General features: G+C 53.7%; 12 protein-coding genes and 1 pseudogene. 10 read left to right on the top strand and 3 right to left on the bottom strand.

The annotated features are described in order from the left end of the window. Positions 1-100 precede the first annotated feature (100 nt). A complete protein-coding gene (gene rhaM / locus DUE52_RS08795; protein ID WP_114405624.1) occupies positions 101-415 on the bottom strand; it encodes an L-rhamnose mutarotase in 315 nt (104 codons plus the stop codon). A 73-nt stretch (positions 416-488) separates the two neighbouring features. Further along, positions 489-3,152, bottom strand: a complete 2,664-nt coding sequence (locus DUE52_RS08790; RefSeq protein ID WP_114405623.1) for a cation-translocating P-type ATPase — start codon at positions 3,150-3,152, stop codon at positions 489-491. Between the two features lie 219 nt (positions 3,153-3,371). Between DUE52_RS08790 and DUE52_RS08785 the strand changes: the two genes are divergently transcribed. Next, on the top strand, positions 3,372-5,273 hold the full coding sequence (locus DUE52_RS08785; protein ID WP_114405622.1) for a glycoside hydrolase family 88/105 protein: 1,902 nt from the start codon (positions 3,372-3,374) through the stop codon (positions 5,271-5,273). Between the two features lie 196 nt (positions 5,274-5,469). Here the strand turns inward: DUE52_RS08785 and DUE52_RS08780 are convergent, their stop codons facing one another. Further along, positions 5,470-9,531 carry a hybrid sensor histidine kinase/response regulator transcription factor gene (locus DUE52_RS08780; protein ID WP_114405621.1) on the bottom strand — a complete coding sequence of 1,354 codons (4,062 nt, stop codon included), beginning with the start codon at positions 9,529-9,531 and terminating at the stop codon, positions 5,470-5,472. A gap of 257 nt (positions 9,532-9,788) precedes the next feature. Between DUE52_RS08780 and DUE52_RS08775 the strand changes: the two genes are divergently transcribed. From DUE52_RS08775 to DUE52_RS32765, 9 genes and pseudogenes are all read left to right on the top strand, one after another. Beyond that, entirely contained in the window at positions 9,789-10,406 is a 618-nt protein-coding gene (locus tag DUE52_RS08775) for a TetR/AcrR family transcriptional regulator (RefSeq protein WP_114405620.1), read from the top strand. Positions 10,407-10,475: 69 nt separating this feature from the next. Next, a complete protein-coding gene (locus DUE52_RS08770; RefSeq protein ID WP_114405619.1) occupies positions 10,476-11,741 on the top strand; it encodes a TolC family protein in 1,266 nt (421 codons plus the stop codon). A 20-nt stretch (positions 11,742-11,761) separates the two neighbouring features. Beyond that, entirely contained in the window at positions 11,762-12,691 is a 930-nt protein-coding gene (locus DUE52_RS08765) for an HlyD family secretion protein (RefSeq protein ID WP_114405618.1), read from the top strand. 12 nt (positions 12,692-12,703) lie between these two features. Beyond that, the gene (locus tag DUE52_RS08760) at positions 12,704-13,627 is read left to right on the top strand and encodes an ABC transporter ATP-binding protein (RefSeq protein ID WP_114405617.1); all 924 of its coding nucleotides are present in this window, start codon (positions 12,704-12,706) and stop codon (positions 13,625-13,627) included. A 5-nt stretch (positions 13,628-13,632) separates the two neighbouring features. After that, positions 13,633-14,367, top strand: a complete 735-nt coding sequence (locus DUE52_RS08755; RefSeq protein WP_114405616.1) for an ABC transporter ATP-binding protein — start codon at positions 13,633-13,635, stop codon at positions 14,365-14,367. Between the two features lie 135 nt (positions 14,368-14,502). Continuing rightward, the gene (locus DUE52_RS08750; protein ID WP_114405615.1) at positions 14,503-15,609 is read left to right on the top strand and encodes an ABC transporter permease; all 1,107 of its coding nucleotides are present in this window, start codon (positions 14,503-14,505) and stop codon (positions 15,607-15,609) included. After that, positions 15,606-16,721 (top strand): ABC transporter permease, encoded by a 1,116-nt coding sequence (locus DUE52_RS08745; RefSeq protein WP_114405614.1) that lies wholly within the window; start codon positions 15,606-15,608, stop codon positions 16,719-16,721. The genes DUE52_RS08750 and DUE52_RS08745 overlap by 4 nt, the downstream gene beginning before the upstream one ends. A 176-nt stretch (positions 16,722-16,897) precedes the next feature. Beyond that, positions 16,898-18,229, top strand: a complete 1,332-nt coding sequence (locus DUE52_RS08740; RefSeq protein ID WP_114405613.1) for an MFS transporter — start codon at positions 16,898-16,900, stop codon at positions 18,227-18,229. Positions 18,230-18,361: 132 nt separating this feature from the next. Beyond that, positions 18,362-18,814 (top strand): annotated as a pseudogene (locus DUE52_RS32765) (polysaccharide deacetylase family protein); the annotation flags it as partial. Between the last annotated feature and the right edge of the window lie 11 nt (positions 18,815-18,825).

Here is an 18,825-nt window from a genome sequence, read left to right as displayed (position 1 = left end):
GCGGAAGCATGATATACCCATTCGTTTTCTACCGACGCTGCGCTGTTGAATCCCTACGGGATGGTATCCTGAACTGGGGATGATTTGATTCACGGCATGGTTAATCCATATGAAAAACGCGCTCCAATGGAACCGCGACCGGCGACTGATCCGGATTGGTGTCCATTAAATCGGCCATATACGCCCACCAGCGTTTCATCACGGGCAAACCCGGCAACTGATCGGCCGTATGATTCTCCTCGCGCTTCTGCACACCGAACAGAATCCCGCTCGAACGGTCGAGGAAAATGGAATAATCCCGGATACCGGCGTCGGTCAGTGCCTGCGACAATTCCGGCCATATTTCATCGTGACGGCGTTGGTACTCAGCCTCCACGCCGGGTTTGAGTTTCATGGTAAAAGCAACTTCCTGCATTTTAATTGGGGTTAGAAAAGTCCTGGTTTTGCGTTTGCGGCCCCTGGTTGACTTGAAATTCGTTTGCGTTATGCTATTTTGCTAATCGCATTATTCCTTTGACCAACTGCACCAACACCACCGGTGCCAGACCGGCTGCAGCAATAAGCCAGAGTTCGGTGCTGGTCATGGGCTGAATGCTGAGCACCTGGTTTAAAAATGGCACGTAATAGGTCAGAACCAGAATCACCAGACACAACAGCAAGGCGTACCAAATATACCGGTTTCGCGTAATTTCGTTGACAAAAAACGAATGGCCGGACCGCAGATTGAAAACGTGCAGCAATTGCGCAAACGACAGCGCATAGAACGTCAGGTTGTTGCCTTCCTTTGCCGTCAGACCTAATTCGCGCGTGCCGAGCCAGTAGGCTCCCAGCACCGAAACCGTCATGGCCAGGGCGTAAAAAACCACCATGCGCCAGTCTCGCATATCCATAATCGGCGTTTTCGGGTCGCGGGGCGGCTGGTGCATCAGGCTCGTATTCTCGCGGCCCACCCCCAGCGCCAGAGCCGGAAAAACGTCGGTGACGATGTTGATGAACAGAATCTGCAACGGCAACAGCGGGTTGCCAACATTCAGGAATCCCGCAAACGTCACCACGAAAATCTCGCTCAGGTTACATGACAGCAGGAAGAGGACGAACTTGCGGATGTTCTCGAAAATGACGCGCCCCTGGGCAATGGCGGCCACAATGGACGCAAACGAGTCGTCTTTCAGCACCATGTCGGCGGTTTCGGCGGCCACCTGCGTGCCGCGCAATCCCATCGCAATGCCGATGTCCGACTTCTTCAGCGCGGGCGCATCGTTGACACCGTCGCCGGTCATGCCGACAATGTCGCCCTGCTGTTGATACAGATCGATCATATCCAGCTTCTGCGCCGGGCTGACCCGCGCAAACACCCGGCACGCCAGCAGCTTCTTTTTGTCGGTTTCGGTCAGTTGATCGAGCGGTTTGAGGTCTTTGCCCGTCAGGACAACTTCTTCGCCGGGTTCGATCAGATGCACTTTGGACGCAATCGTGAGGGCGGTGGCCGGGTGGTCGCCGGTCACCATGATGACCTTGATGCCGGCGGCCCGGCAGGCTTTGAGCGCGGGTGTTACCTCAGTGCGGGGTGGATCGAGAAAACCGATCAGGCCGACATACGTCAAATCACCGTCAATAAAATCGTCACCCGGTTTTTCGCGGGTTTCCCGAAACGCAAACGCCAGCGTTCGCAAACCGTCAACGGCCATTTTCTCGGAAATGTCATAATAGGCTTTTCGATCTTGTTCATTGAGCGACCGGCAACGTTCCAGCACTTCCTCTGCCGCGCCTTTCACCGCTACGAAAAAGCCGCCGTCGTGGGCGTGGAGCGTGCCCATAATCCGGGTGTCCGAGCTAAAGGCCTGTTCGGCTTTGCGCGGAAAGTTCTGGTTGATGCGGTCGGGATTGTGACCGGCGGCAATCGCAAATTTCAGCAACGAAACTTCCACCGGATCACCCACTTCCTTGGGCTTTCCCTTCACGATGTCATAATCCGCATTGTTGCACAAAACGCCCACGCGGATGAGTTGCTGGTAGGCATCGGATTCTGTAACGGCCTGATTGCCTTCCACCACTTCCAGTTTTTTGGCTTCGGCATCGGCCCGGATCTCGGCGTGAAAATCCGGCAGTTCGAGCGTGTTGACCTCGATGCGGTTTTGGGTCAGCGTGCCGGTTTTGTCCGTAAAAATAACGTTGGTTCCGCCCAGCGTCTCGACTGCCGACAGCCGCTTGACGATTACTTTCTTCTCCGCCAGCCGCAACATACCGTAGGCCAGCGCAATGGTAGCCACCACCGACATGCCTTCCGGAATGGCCGCAATGGCCAGCGCCAGCGCGGTTTCGATCAGCCGCAGCGGTTCTTCTTTCCGGATCAATCCGACGACCAGAAACAGAGCCGCCAGTCCGACGGTCACCCAGATCAGCACTTTCGCCAGCGAATCCAGCTTCGCTTCCAGCGGTGTGGCCGAGCGTTTGGCATCCTTCACCATCGTGGCAATTTTGCCCAACTCCGTTTGCTGCCCGATGCCTGTCACAATGGCCCGGCCGTTGCCCGCCGTCACGGGTGTTCCTTTGAACAGGCGGTTGTGCTGATCGCCCAGGGGAGATTCGTCCGGCGGGATTTCCGTGTTTTTGTCAACAGGCAGCGATTCGCCCGTGAGAGCCGATTCGTCAATCTGCAACTGACTGACCTCGAATAAGTTGCCGTCAGCAGCGACCAGATCACCAGCTTCAACGACCAGGATGTCGCCGAGCGTAACTTCTTCCGACGAAATTTCCCGGATGCGGCCGTCGCGCAGTACCCGCGCGGGCGTGGTGTCCATTTTTCGCAGCGCATCCATCGACTGCCGGGCGTTCCATTCCAGCAAAAAACCGGTTACGGCGTTGACGAGCAAAACCGCAATGATGGCAAAGCCTTCGACGGTTTCGCCCAGAAAAAACGAAATGCCGGCCGCTGCCGCCAGAATGTAGACGATGACGCCGGTAAACTGCCGCAGCAGAATCGTTATGGCACTTTCGCGTTTGACTTCCTGCAAGGCATTTGGTCCCAATTCATCATAGCGGTTTTTGGCTTCTTCGGCGGTCAGCCCGGTTTTGGGATCGACGTTCAGATCCTTCAGCAACTGGTCGATGGGAAGTTGATGCGGATGTTCGGGGGTTGAAATCGTTGGCATACCGTGGATAGGGAAATGAGGCTTGAGTAATTACTGACTTTCCGGCGAAACCGCCAAATTAACACCGCTTTGAATTGGTAGAAAGTCGTAGAATTTACTTTAAGTTGTATCGCGGAGTTAAGCGGAGAAAGTTAGAGTTAAGCAGAGTTTTATAATTTTCTCCGCTTAACTCTAATTTTCTCCGCTCAACTCTGCGATACAACTCATTTTAAACATGCCATGAAATATCTATTTCTGATCCTGTTCACTACCTGCGCGCTCGCCCAGCAAAAACCGTATTCCCAGCGCATGGCCGATTCGTTCATGACGTGGCACAAAGATTCGATTCTGATTGGAAACCACAAAACCGCCCGTTGGGATTATGAACAGGGACTGGTTTTGAAAGCCTTCGAACGGGTTTGGTACCGCACCGGTGACAGCAAATACTTTATCTATACGTTGAATGACATCAACCAGTTTGTGCGCGAAGATGGCAGCATCCGCACCTACAAAATGGACGAGTTCAACATCGACAACGTCACGACCGGGCGGGTGCTCCTGATGCTGGCTCAGCAGTCGCTGCCGGGGAAGGAGAAATTTCAGAAAGCCGCATTTTTATTACGCGATCAACTGGCGAAACAGCCGCGTACGAAGGAAGGTGGTTTCTGGCATAAAAACCGGTATCCGAACCAGATGTGGCTCGACGGGTTGTTCATGGCCGAGCCATTTTACGCCGAATTCAGCCGGGTTTTTAACCAGCCGGAAAACTTCGACGACATCGCCAAACAGTTTGCGCTGATTGAAAAACATCTGGTGGATTCTAAAACCGGATTGCTTTATCACGGCTACGACGAAAGCCGCGAGCAGAAATGGGCGAATCCAAAAACCGGACAGTCGCCCCATTTCTGGGGCCGGTCGATTGGGTGGTACGGCATGGCGCTGGTCGATGTGCTGGATTATTTCCCGACTAACCACCCCCAACGCGCCAATCTGGTGAAATACCTGCAACGGCTGGCAACCCCGATGGTAAAATATCAGGACTCGAAAACCGGCTGCTGGTACCAGATGACCACGCAGGGAGCCCGGAAAGGCAACTACATCGAGGCTTCGGCGTCGTGCATGTTTGTGTATACGCTGGCGAAAGCCGTGCGGATGGGCTATCTGGACAAGTCGTTTCTGGCTTCGGCGCAGAAAGGCTATCAGGGAATTCTGAAAAATTTCATTGAAGAAGAGCCGAACGGAACCATCAACCTCAACGGCACCGTCAGCGTGGGCGGCTTGGGAGGCACGCCCTACCGCGACGGCAGCTACGCGTATTACCTGAGCGAACCGATCCGCAAAAACGATCTGAAGGGCGTCGGGCCGTTTATAATGGCGAGTCTGGAAATGGAAATCGCGCCGGAACTGGCGGTTGGTGCCGGAAAAACCGTGGCCGTCGATTACCACTTCAACCACGAATTTCGCAAGGATTTGCTGGGCCAAACCGAACAATTTCACTACACCTGGGAGGATCGGATGCACTCAGGTTTCTGGCATTGGGGCAACACCTTCCGTGAACTGGGCGCCAAAACCGTCCCGGTTCGGACCGCGCCGACCGCCGAATCGCTGAAAGGCATCGACGTGTACATCATTGTCGATCCCGATTCTCCGAAAGAAACCGCCAAACCGAATTACATTCAGTCGTCTGATATCAAGGCGATTAACGAATGGGTGAAAGCCGGTGGGGTATTGGTGATGATGGCGAATGATACGGCCAATTGCGAAACGAAACACTTCAACGAACTGGCGCAGACCTTCGGCATCCGGTTTACCGACAAAAACCGCAACATGGTGAAGGGCAAAAACTGGGAGCAGGGCAAGGTGACGATTCCGGCCGGCAACCCGGTTTTCAGGGAAACGAAAGCGGTTTACATCAAGGAACTGGCGACGCTCGATCTGAAAGCGCCGGCCAAAGCCTTGGTTTCGGAAGACGGCGACGTGATTATGGCGGTGGCGAAAGTGGGTAAAGGGACGGTTTTCGCCGTCGGCGACCCCTGGCTCTACAATGAATACACCGATGGGCGGATCATTCCGACGGTTTACGAAAACTACAAAGCGAGTAAAGAATTGGGAGCGTGGCTGCTGGGGCAGGTGCAGCAGTAACATTTGCTTTACGGTCTACCGTTCGCAAGGGCAGCACAGACTAAAAGGGTACGGTGGGTTTTAAAAAAATGGTGTGGATAGCACACATTATCAACAGCACAAAGGTGCTGTTTTACCGGCTGGCAGGCTGTCGGATTGGAGACAGATGCTGTCGAATTGGGGACATTTACCCGGAAAAGGCCGGAAAATTACATCATTAAAGGCTTTTTGAAGGGCTGGTCATGAACTCGGTGGGGGTTTGCTGATACACCTCTTTGAAAACCATCGCGAAATGAGAAGGAGTGCTAAAACCGACCAGGTCGGCCGTCTCCGACACCGTATGCCCCGCCTGGAGCAACCGGGCCGCTTTCCGGATTCGATACTGCCGGATGAGTTCGTTGGGAACCCAGGGCGTCAAACTGACAACTTTCCGGTGAAGCGTACGACGGCTGATGGCGAGTTGATCGGCCAGCCACTCGACACTCAGTTGCGGATCATCGAGTCGCTCATCCATGAGGTCATAAATCCGTTCCAGCAAGGGGTGTATGACCTCCGCTTCCGCCGATGGAGCGTTGGCGGTTGCCAAAAACTGTTGCTGGTAGCGTTCGCGAAGCCGTTGCTGGCGATTGAGCAGATTCTGAAGCCGGAGACGCAGTTCGGCCATGCTGAAGGGCTTGGTCAGGTAATCGTCGGCTCCTTCCTGTAGCCCCCGCAGCCGGCTCGGCTGGGCGGTTTTGGCCGTCAGCATCACCACGGCAATATGATCGGTATCCGCATGGTTCTTAATCAGCCGACTCAATTCGTGGCCATCCAGCCGGGGCATCATCACATCCGTCAGGACAATATCGGGCAGTTCAGCCTGGGTTACCTCCCAGCCCTGCTGCCCGTCGACCGCCTGTAAAACCTGGTAGGAAGCGGTCAATTCGCCCACCAGAAACTCCCTTAACTCCTGATTGTCTTCCACGATCAAAATGCGGGGAGCGGCATTTCCCTCCGGTGACGGGTTCGTAGCGGGAATGAGATCGAGCGGTATCCGTGGGTCGGCAACAGGCAACGGCGCACCGGACACACGGATCCGGGGATGATCGACGTTGGTGACCGGGCTGACAGGCAGGGTCCAGTTGAAGCGGGTTCCCACCCCTACCTCGCTCTCCACGGCAATGTGGCCGCCCAGTAACTGAATCAATTCGTGAACCAGCGACAGCCCGAGGCCGGTGCCCTCATGGGCGCGGGTGGTGGAGGTGTCGGCCTGATAAAACCGGTTAAAAATATGCGGAATATGGTGTTGTGCCATGCCAATGCCCGAATCGACCAGTTGAAATTGAACCCCCGTCATTTCGTCCGCTACCCAAACGGGCGCAACGGTCAGGGTGATGCTTCCACCCGCCCCGGTAAATTTGAGGGCATTGGCGAGCAGATTCGTCAGGATCTTCTCCCACTTATCCGCGTCGAAAAGCTGCGCCTGGGCGGGAAAATGGTCCATCGTACAGGTTAAGGTGATGCCTTTTTGCTCGGCGGCCCGCTGGAAAACCGCGACGATCGGGTGGATGAAGTCGCTGACCTCGCCCTGCATGGGTGAAACCGTCATGTGATTCCCCTCCAGTTTGGCAATATCCAGCAGTTGATTGATCAGCCGCAGGAGTTGTTCGGCATTTTGGTGAATCAGGCGGAGCATCGGCCCATCGAACCGGCCTTCCTGGAGCAACTTTTCTACCGGTGCGATGATCAGCGACAGGGGAGTTCGAAACTCGTGGGTCATGTTGGAAAAAAAACGGGTTTTCAGCTCGTCGACGGCCTTGAGCTGCTCGGCCTGCCGACGATTCAACTCAAGCTCCTGGCGTTGCCGGAACCGGCTGGTAGAAAACCGGATGTACCCCCATATCACTCCGGCAATCGCCAGCCCATACAGGCCATACGCCCACCAGGTGGCCCACCAGGGCGGCTGAACAATCACCTGAATGACGGCTTCATGCGGGCTCCAGAACCCATTGCTGTTGGCGGCTTTTACCCGGAACGTATAATGGCCCGGTGGCAGGCTGGTAAAATTGACCACGGTGCGGTTTCCGTTCTGGACCCAGTCGGGGTTGATCCCGACGAGTTGGTAGGCATACTGGTTTTGCCGGGGCTGATCGTAGGCCAGGGCGGCAAAGGCAATCGACAAAAAATTCTCGTCGTGTTGCAGATGAATAACGTTACCGGTGATTTTCCGGGGTTTGTCCATGACCGTCAGCCCGGTAACATAAACCGGAAAAGGACGGTTGTCATCGCGAATCTGGTCGGGGTCGAACTGAACAATGCCATTCTCGCTGCCGAAAATGAGTTGATTGCCGTGTCGAAAGACAGCATTTTGCTTGAAGTTATTGGTGGGTAAACCATCCGAAACCTGGTAGGTACGAATGGCTTTGGTGCGGGGATCGACCCGGCAAAGACCGTCGTTGGTACTCAGCCAGAGATGCCCCGACGCATCCCCGGTGATGCCGACAATGGTGTTGCCGGGGATGCCATCCTGGTGGGTGATCGTCGAAAACAGGCCGGTCTTCGGGTCGAACCGGTTTAAACCACCCAGGTAGGTGCCGATCCAGATTATTCCGTTCGAATCTTCGTAAATGGTTCGAACGTCGTTGCTGCTCAGGTGTCCTTTGGGGCCGGCCGAATAGCGGGTTATCTGGCCCGTTTTGGGATTCAGCCGACACAGGCCCAACCGGTGGATCAGAATCCATACCTCACCGCTCTGGCTCACCAGAAGCCCATACACAAACCGGTCGGGGATGCCCCCCGGTTTCCCCGGTTGATAGCGGTAATAAGTGTATCGATGCGTGCGGACATTGAAAGAAGCAAAACCGCCATCTCCCCCAATCCAGACGTCGCCCTGCGGTTTCCCCGCCTTTTGCCGAACCGCAATAAACTGGGCCGGCATTTCCGACGGGTATGCGGTAAACCGTCCGGATGTCTGATCGAAGTGGTATAAACCATCGTACGATCCCAGCCAGATGCCGTCTTTCCCGTCGGGCAGGAACGATCTCACCTCGTTGTAGTGGTCTCCCACGGCCCCCAGCTTTTCGGGCGGTATGGGGTCAAGCCGTTGTTGATCAGCGGAGAGTCGGTATATTCCGGGTGAATTGTTGAACCAGAGCTGACCGCGCGTATCCTTGAAGACGGCGTACACTCTGTTTTCGGGTACATGGGCCCTCCGCTCATTGGCCTTTACCTGGTAGGTGGAAAAAGGCTTGGTATTCACGGCCTGCCGGTCGATTCCGTTGTTGGTGCCGATCCAGAACATACCCGACCGATCGTGATAGAGCGCCTGTATACTACTGCTGGCCAGTCCTTTATACCGGCCTGGGTCCGACTGGTACGTAAAAACCTGATCGCTGGCCGGGTTGATTCCCTGCAAACCGTTGGTGGTTCCGATCCAGATAATCCCCGTGGAATCCCGGTGGATGGTGTTCCGCCAAACGAAGGAATGAAGTTCTCCGCGCGGGTTGTAGGGAACCAGGTTCCACGGCTGGCTGCGTAGATCGAGTTTGAACAGACTGTAGCCGGCCAGGGCCGTACCCAGCCAGAGCACATCGTTTTCATCGAGGTAAAACGATTGGAAGGAGGGCTGAGGACCCTTCAATCCCTGAACCATCACCGGGGTGAATTTTCCGGTCGGGCGGTCGAAGCGGTACAATCCCTGGTGGGTGGCGACCCAGAAACGATGCTGTCGGTCTTCAAAAGCCGTGATTACCGGCACATCGGCAACGGGGGACGGATAGAGGGTGAAATGGTGTCTGGCCGGGTCGTAGCGGGCCAGACCCGCATAGGCACTAATCCAGATGATGCGCTGCTGGTCTATGAAGATAGAATGCTGGTTATTCCACCGGTTGGCCTGGTTGGCATGAATAGGATGCGGAATGACGACCCCCGTTTTCCGGTTGATTTCATGCAATCCTCCCCCTCTTGTAACCGCCCAAAGCTGGCTCGAATCGCCTTCGCACAAGCCCATGATGTAGCCATTCTGAAAGCTGCGGGTTGGCCGACTGGGGTCAGGTTTAAAAACCGTGAAGGCAGAACCATCGTATTTATTGAGGCCCTCCCCCGTTCCAAACCACATAAAACCGTCCCGATCCTGGAGAATAGCCGTTATGAAGTCATTGGACAAGCCATCTTCAACCGACAGATGCTCAAATTGATTGGCAATCGGGGATTTTCCAGAAATACGGGGGGGCTGATTCGACTGGGCGTAGGAACGCAGGAGCGGTATGACTAAAAGGATGAGCCAGTACGGACGTATCATACAGAATGCCGACAGTTTTGACATGACTAAATACGACTATGAATGTCGTTTAGCTTACCATATAAGCTCATGGCGTACTACAAATATAGTCCACTTGCCGCAAGCGACAACCGATTGAACCGGTTATTACACAAACGGGGCCGCCCGGCGGTATACAGAAATTTACTCTGATGTCCTCTGATCAACTCTGTGTCATTATTAAAAATATTTATTAAAAAACTTTTTAATAAATCAATTCTACCACTACCTTTGCCCCGATGAAACCGAAACAGACTGAGCAGAACACCGAGCAGAAGATCAAGGAAGCCGCCAAGAAGGTATTTCTGGAGCGCGGATTCGACGGGGCGAAACTGCGTCACATCGCCGAAGAGTCCGGCACGACCATGGCGATGGTGAATTATTACTTTCGGGGCAAGGAGCAGCTTTTTCAGAGCATTTTCATGGAAACGATGGGTTCGTTCTTAGGCAGAGTCGTGTCTATCCTAAATGAAGAAGTGCCCCTGGAAATTAAAATCTGGAAAGTAGTCGATAACTATACGGATTTCCTGTGTGCGAATCCGCACGTACCGGTTTTTATACTGTCTGAATTACAGAAGGATAGCAGCGAAGTATTCGAAAAACTCAAGGCAAAAGATATTATTCAGTCCTCTAGTTTTGTCAGGCAGTTGCAGTTGGAAGGAGAGAAAGGGACCATTCGGAACGTAAAACCACTGCAGTTAATCGTCAGTCTGTTGGGGAGTCTGGTATTTCCGTTTATGGCAAAACCAATTGTTCTCTACATCGGTGGTATGGACGATGTCGCCTACAAAGCTTTTCTGGAAGAACGGAAAGTAATTGTGTTTGAGACGATCATGGCGTATTTGAAACCCGTCTGATTTTTTTTGATAGTTTATTAAAAATATTTTTAGAAAAACAATTTAGAATGAATTTTTAAACGGATTTTTATGAAATCGATCTCCGCACTTTTACTGGGACTACTGCTGATGGGGACGGCCCGGGGGCAGTCGGTGGTGACGCTGGCACAAGGCTATGCCGCTGCCCTGTCCAACGACCCGTTGGGCCGACAACGCGAACTGGTGCAGCAAACCGGTGATCTGAATGTAGTGAATCTGGACAAAAACCGGCGACTCCCGCAAGTGGGTGTCAACGGACAGGCGACGTGGCAATCGGAAGTGACCAAACTACCCATCGAATTGCCGAACATATCGGTTCCGCAACTCAGTAAAGACCAGTACAAGCTGACGGCCGATGTGAGTTACACCTTGTTCGACGGCCAGCAGACGACGCTCCAGAAACAGGTGCAGCGGGCCAGTACGGCGGTGGGGTTGCAACAGGTGGCCGTCGATCAAAACCGGCTCAAAGACCAGGTTAACGCCTATTTTTTAAACAGTTTGTTGACCGACGAAAACACCCGCCTGACCCGAAACCGCCTGGCAGAATTGCAAAACCGCATCATGAAAGCCGAAGCGGGCGTAAAGTTTGGAACCGTTGCTACCGTTACCGTGGATGTTTTAAACGCCGAAGTGCTGAACGCCGAACAGCAACTGGCCCAGTTGGCGGCCACCCGCCGGGGCCTGCGCGATCAACTTGCCATGCTGACCGGCTTAACGATTACCGACAGCACACGGCTGGTGGTGGAAGAGGCCCAAACCACCACGGAAAATCTGTCGCTAAACCGCCCGGAGCAAAAACTTTTTGAGTCACAACGGACGCTGCTCGATGCGCAACTGCGGCTGATGAACAACCGCCTGCAACCCCGGCTGAGCGCGTTTGCCCAGGGCGGGGCGGGCCGACCGGCACTGAACTTTCTCAACAACGACTTTCGGGGCTTTTTTATCGGGGGCATCCGGTTGAGCTGGAACCTGTCGTCGGCCTATACGCTTCGCAACGACCGGACGGTTTTGGCCCTCAACCGGGAGCAGATCGGCGTTCAGCAGAAGGTGTTCGACCGGAACCTGTCGCTGCAACTGCGGCAACAGCAAACCGAGATCGACCGCATCGGCACCCTGCTGGAGAAAGACCGGGAAATCAGTGACTTACGATCTAAAATCCAGCAAGCCGCCAGCGTACAGCTCGACAACGGAACCCTGGCCGCCCGCGATTATGCATCCGAACTCAACGCCGAAAGTCTGGCCCTTTTGAACCAGAAGACCCACGAATTACAACTGCTGTTGGCGAAAATCCAGTACCGAACGCTGACCGGAAATTAACCACACAAACCAGCCATTCCATGAAATCCATTCTGATTACTTCTGCCTTTCTGATCGGTCTGCTGGGTTGCAAAACCGAGCCGCAATCAGACGCGTACGGCAATTTTGAAGCCGTCGAAACCATCGTCTCCGCCGAAGCCACCGGCGCGCTGCAACAATTGTCGGTCGAGGAAGGCCAGACGCTGAAAGCCGGGCAAACCGTCGGGCAAATCGATCCGCTGCAACTCCAGCTTCGGAAAGCGCAGTTGCTGGCCAGTCGGCGGGCGGTTTCCAGCCGCTCCCCGAACATTCCGGCACAACTGTTACCCTATGAACAACAGATTGCCGTTCAGGAACAGCAACTGAAGACACTCCAGCGCGAGAAAGTACGCACCCAAAATCTGATTGCCGCCGGAGCGGCCCCGACGAAACAATTGGATGACATCGTTGCCCAGATCGACGTCATCGAGCGACAGATTGCCTTGATTCGCCAGCAACGGGCGGCCCAGCAGTCGGCCCTGACGACCCAGCGGAGCGGAACGCTGTCGGAGGAAGCCCCTTTGGCAGCGCAAATCCGGCAGATCGACGACCAGATCAAAAAAGCAACGATTGTGAACCCGTCGGCGGGTACGGTCACCGTTAAGTTTGCCGAAACCGGGGAGGTGGCGAGTTACGGAAAACCGCTGTACAAAGTGGCCAATCTGGACCAGATCACGCTTCGGGCCTACATCAGTGGCGACCAACTCGTGCGGGTCAAAACCGGTCAGCCGGTGAAGGTGCTGGTCGATGCGCCGAACGATCAGTTTAAGGAATATGCCGGAACCGTGATCTGGATTTCAAGCAAAGCCGAGTTTACGCCCAAGGTGATCCAGACCAAAGACGAGCGCGTCAACCTGGTGTACGCCCTGAAAGTGAAGGTAAAAAACGACGGCGGATTGAAGATCGGGATGCCGGGGGAAATTCGGTTGTAAACCGTAAAAAACATGGATGCCATCATCATTGAAAACGTCTCTAAATCGTACGGTGAAACGCCGGCGGTTTCCGCTATCTCCCTGTCGATTCGTCCGGGCGAACTGTTCGGGCTGATCGGGCCGGATGGCGCCGGAAAAACCACGCTTTTCAAGATTCTGGTGACGTTGTTGCTGCCCGACCAGGGCCGGGCGACGGTGGCGGGGTATGATGTGGTGAAGGACTACAAAGCGTTGCGACAACTGGTGGGGTATATGCCGGGGCGGTTTTCGTTGTATCCTGACTTAAGCGTACAGGAAAATCTGGCGTTTTTTGCTACGGTTTTCGGAACCACCATCCCGGAAAACTATCCCCTGATTCAGGAGATTTATTCGCAACTGGAACCGTTCAAAGATCGCCGGGCCGGGCAACTGTCCGGGGGCATGAAACAAAAACTGGCCCTCTGTTGCGCGCTGATTCACAAGCCCGAAGTGCTGTTTCTGGACGAACCGACCACCGGCGTCGATGCGGTTTCCCGCAAGGAATTCTGGGATATGCTTCGCAAACTCAACGAACGCGGACTGACCACGCTGGTTTCCACGCCCTACATGGACGAAGCGAGCCGCTGCGACCGGGTGGCCTTTATGCAGACCGGAACCGTGCTGGCGGTCGATACACCGTCGGCGATTACGAACCGGTTTACCAAACCGCTGTACGCCGTTCGGGCAACCGATACGTATCAACTCATTCAGGATTTGCGGCTGGCTCCGTTTACGGAATCCTGTTACGCGTTCGGTGAATTTCTGCACCTGACGGTGAAATCCGCAGCCGTTTCTGACCGGCAAATAGACTCGTATTTGCTGGATAATAACCATCGGAATATTAAAATCCACCCCATTCAACCGGGCATCGAAGACACGTTTATGGCATTGATGACCCAACCGGAGCCAACGGCCTGACGATTATGGAAAACGCAGTTCATACCCACCAGTTGACTAAAAAATTTGGCAGTTTCATTGCCACGAATGCCATCACCTTCGATGTGGCGCAGGGTGAGATTTTTGGCTTTCTGGGGGCAAACGGAGCCGGAAAAACCACGGCAATGCGGATGCTCTGCGGTTTGCTGAAACCGTCGTCGGGCGAAGCGACCGTAGCCGGTTTTGATGTCTATCGGCAGTCTGAAAAGATCAAACAGAACATTGGCTACATGAGTCAGCGGTTTTCACTCTACGAAGATTTGACCGTTCGCGAAAACATCCGGTTTTACGGCGGCATCTACGGTTTGCGCCGGGCGGACATTCCGGTGAAAACTGACCAGATATTGCGGAAACTGGGTATTGAATCCGTTGCCGATTCGCTGGTGGCTTCGCTACCGCTGGGCTGGAAGCAGAAGCTGGCGTTTTCGGTGGCGCTGATTCACGAACCAAAAATTGTGTTCTTGGACGAACCGACCGGTGGGGTCGATCCCATCACCCGCCGACAGTTCTGGGATTTGATCTACGAAGCCGCCCACGGCGGAACGACGGTTTTTGTGACGACGCACTACATGGACGAAGCCGAGTATTGCAACCGCGTGTCGATCATGGTGGACGGGAAAATGAAGGCCCTGGATACGCCTTCGGGTTTGAAAACCGCCTACAACGTGGATTCAATGGATGCAGTTTTTCAGATTTTAGCCAGAGGAACGTCGACGAAATAAGATACCTGCCCTGACAGCAGTCGAAGACCCTGTCAGCGGCATTTTCCGTCGCTGGTTTTGACGTTTATAACCGATTTAATAATGCCGCTGACAGGGTCTTCGACCGCTGTCCGGGCGGTTGTCGAAAAAAGAAATATGAACCGCTTCACTGCTTTTGTCAAAAAAGAATTCTTCCACATCCTGCGCGACCGCCGGACGCTGCTAATCCTGTTCGGGTTGCCGCTGGTGCAGGTGTTGCTGTTTGGATTTGCGCTTACGAACGAAATCAAAAACGCCAACATTGCGATTCTCGACAACGACAAAAGCCCGCATTCGCAGCAGATTACCAACAAGTTACTGGCTTCCGGCTATTTTCAGTTGCGGAAAAACCTGCGCTCGAACGACGACATCGAACGGGCGTTTCGGAAAGGGACAATCAAACTGGCGGTGGTGTTTCCGGCCGGTTTTACGGAAAACTACGAACACGGCCACAGCACCCGGATTCAATTGCTGGCCGACGCCACCGAGCAAAATACCGCCATCAGCCTGACCAATTACGCGACCGCAATCATTCGGGATTATGTTACCGACCTCAACCCGAACGTTCAGCCGCCGTTGACCATCGATGTCCGCAGCCGCATGGTGTTCAACCCCGAACTCAAGGGCGCGTTCGTCTTTGTGCCGGGCGTAATGGCGATGGTTTTGCTTCTGGTGTCGGCCCTGATGACCTCCGTGACCATTGCCCGCGAACGCGAAACCGGCACGCTCGAAGTGCTGATGGTATCGCCGTTGAGTCAGGGACAGATTTTGTTGGGGAAGGTTGTGCCGTATCTGTTGCTGTCATTTCTGAATGGCTGCATCATCATCGCACTCGGCGTTTTTGTCCTGAAAGTGCCGCTGAATGGCAGTCTTTTGCTGTTATTATCCGAAACATTGCTGTTCATCTTTCTGGCGTTATCGATCGGTATTTTTATCTCGTCGATCGTTGACACCCAACTGGTTGCGATGTTTGCGTCGCTGATGGCGATGTTGCTGCCGACCATTTTTCTGTCAGGCTTTATGTTTCCGATCGAAAGTATGCCCAAACCGCTTCAGCTCGTTTCCAACCTCATTCCGGCAAAATATTTCATCAACATTGTCAAAGGCATCATGATCAAAGGCGCCGGTTTGCGGTATCTGTGGCAACCCACGCTGGTGCTGGTCGGGATGTCGGTATTCTTCATGGGATTGAGCTTACGCAACTTAAAAACCCGCCTGTCATGAACCGGATTCGCTACATGGTTGAAAAGGAAATCCGCCAGCTTCGCCGGAATCCGGTGTTGCTCCGGATCATGATTCTGGCGCCGATCATGCAGTTGATTCTGCTGTCGTACGCGGCCAATTATGAGGTAAAAAACCTGAACATTGCCGTGGTCGATGGCGATCATACGACGTATTCGCAACGGCTCGTCGGCAAATTCCGGCACCTCGATAACTTTAACCTAACCGGTTATCTATCATCGGACAAAAAGGCCCGGCAAACGCTGCTGGCGGGTGATGCCGACCTGGTTCTGGTGATTCCGCCCCATTTTGAGCGCGATCTGGAAAAGGCAGGAAGCACCACTGTTCAGTTGCTGCTCAACGCCATCGACGGTTCCAAAGCCGGGATTGCCAACGGCTACGCAACGGCCATCATCCGGGATTTCAGTGCTGATATTCTGGCAGAAACGAAGGTGGTTTCGCCGGGTGTGGTGTCGCAGTTAACGATTGAAAATCAGTACTGGTACAACCCGAAACTGGAATACAAAACGTTCATGGTACCGGGCGTTCTATTCGAACTCCTGTTGCTGGTGGGCGGGTTGGTGTCGGCCCTGAACATCGTGCGGGAAAAGGAAATCGGGACGATGGAGCAGTTGAATGTAACGCCCATCCGCAAGCACGAGTTTATTCTGGGCAAGTCGATTCCGTTTGTGATCGTCGGGCTGGGTTTATTCACGGTCGGTTTGCTGTTGGGGCGGTTTTTATTTCAGATCCGGATTGAAGGCAGCGTTGCGTTGATGTACGTTTTCGCCCTCCTTTTTCTGATTTTGTGCGTGGGGCTGGGCCTCCTGATTTCCACGCTGGCCGAAAACCAGCAACAGGCATTGTTCGTCTCGTTTTTCGTATTGGTCCTCTTCATTCTCCTGAGCGGTTTGTTTGCGTCGACCGAGAATATGCCGGTCTGGGCGCAGTGGCTCAATTGGCTTAACCCGCTGAAATACATCATTGAAGTAGGCCGGAACGTCATGCTGAAAGGCAGCACCTTCGCCGATGTCAGCCGTCAGTTCTTCGTGCTGGGCGGCATGGCCGTCGGGCTGTTGCTGCTGGCGTCGTGGCGGTATCGAAAAACGGTGTGAAAGTTCAGAAGTTGTATCGCGGAGATGAGCGGAGGAAGAAAGAGTTAAGCGGAGATTATGAAAAAAGCTCTGCGGAACTCCTTTTTTCTCCGCTCATCTCCGCGATACAACTTTTAAACTAAGGTAGATAAACTACACCATCTGCTTTCTATAGCTGAATATTACTCTTTTTTCTCATGAATAAAGCCATTGGAAGGTACCGCTGGACGATTTGTGCTCTGGTGTTTTTTGCAACGACGATTAATTACCTGGATCGGGTTGTCATCAGTTTGCTGAAAGGCGACCTGGAAAAAGATTTTAACTGGTCGGAATCGGACTACGCTGATTTGGTGGTGGTTTTCCAGCTCGCTTATGCCTTCGGGATGCTGGGCGCAGGAAGTCTGATTGATAAATTCGGAACCAAAATAGGCTATACCATTTCGCTGACCGCCTGGAGTATTGTGGGTGTGTTAACCGCTTTTGCCAAAACAACCTTCGGCTTTGGCATTGCCCGGGCCGGTTTGGGATTGAGTGAATCCGGCAACTTCCCGGCGGCTGTGAAAACGATTGCCGAGTGGTTTCCCAAAAAAGAACGTGCGCTGGCCACCGGAATTTTCAACTCCGGTACCAACGTCGGGGCCATTCTGGCACCCCTTTCCGTCCCGTTCATCGCCGAATTCTGGGGCTGGCAATGGGCCTTCATCATTACTGGTGCGATTGGGTTTCTGTGGTTGATTCTGTGGATTACCATTTACGACACGCCCGCGAAGCACAAGAAAGTCAGCCCGGAAGAACTGGCCTACATCAACAGCGATCAGGATGAGCAAACAGAAGATCAAACTTCGACAGAAAAAGTCTCCTGGTTTAAACTGCTGACATTCCGCCAAACCTGGGCGTTCGTGATCGGTAAAATGCTCACCGACCCCATCTGGTGGTTTTATCTGTTCTGGTTGCCCGCCTTCCTGAAAGCTGAGTACGGACTGGAAGGCAGTGCGGCTTCGCTGCCGGTGGCCGTGGTCTACACGATTGCCAGCGTTGGCAGTATTTTTGGTGGCTGGTTGCCCCTGAACCTGATGAAAAAAGGGTTTCCGGTGTTCCGGGCGCGGAAAACGTCGATGTTCATTTATGCCCTTTGTGCCATTCCGGCGGTTTTTATCCAGTATTTGGGCAGTATGGGCCTTTGGCTGGCGGTTTTGAGCATCGGGTTTGCTACTTCGGCCCACCAGGCCTGGAGTGCCAACATTTTCACGACGGTTTCGGACATGTTTCCGAAAAAAGCTGTGGCCTCCGTCATCGGAATTGGCGGTATGGCGGGTGGACTTGGTGGGATGGCTTTTTCCAAACTGGCGGGAAAACTGTTCGACCATTACAAGGAACTTGGGCACCTGGAAACGGGCTATTACATCATGTTCCTGATCTGCGGGTTTGGTTACCTGCTGGCCTGGCTGATCATGCACCTGCTGGTTCCGCGCTATAAGCTGATCGAACTTTCCAGTAATAACACCCCCACAGGCACACCGGTTGTTTAGGTTGAAAGGGATGGGAACGCGGATTGAACGGATAAAACGGATTTTCACGGATTTATAAAAATCTGTTTTATCCGTTCAATCCGCGTTCCCATCCAACCGAATTCCACTCTTCCCATCTCTTAAGTTTTCCAGATGAAACGGCGCATCGTTCTAGGCTTTCTGCTGATAACCAGTCTATTGCCGGGTGCCATTGCTCAGGTTGTCCGCAAACCGATTCCGGATAAACTCGTGGTTTTGACGTTTGATGATGCCCCCGTTACCCACGCGACGGTGGTGGCTCCATTGTTGAAGAAATACGGGTTTGGCGGTACGTTCTACGTCTGCGAATTCCCGCCCGATTTTGCCGACAAGCAGAAATACATGAGCTGGGAGCAGATGCGGGAGCTTGATCGCATGGGATTCGAAATTGCCAATCATACGCTGACACACAGCAACGTGACGAAACTGTCGAAAGCGCAGTTTACGGCGCAGCTCGATTCCCTCGAAGCCCGTTGCAAAACGTATGGCATCGACCGGCCACTCACCACGTTTGCGTATCCCGGCTACGGCACCAACCCCGTTGCTTTTGAGGTTCTGAAAGAAAAAAACTACCAGTT

This window comes from Larkinella punicea (assembly GCF_003334855.1).
Taxonomy (GTDB): Bacteria; Bacteroidota; Bacteroidia; order Cytophagales; family Spirosomataceae; genus Larkinella; species Larkinella punicea.
This window is presented reverse-complemented; position numbering and strand designations above follow the sequence as displayed.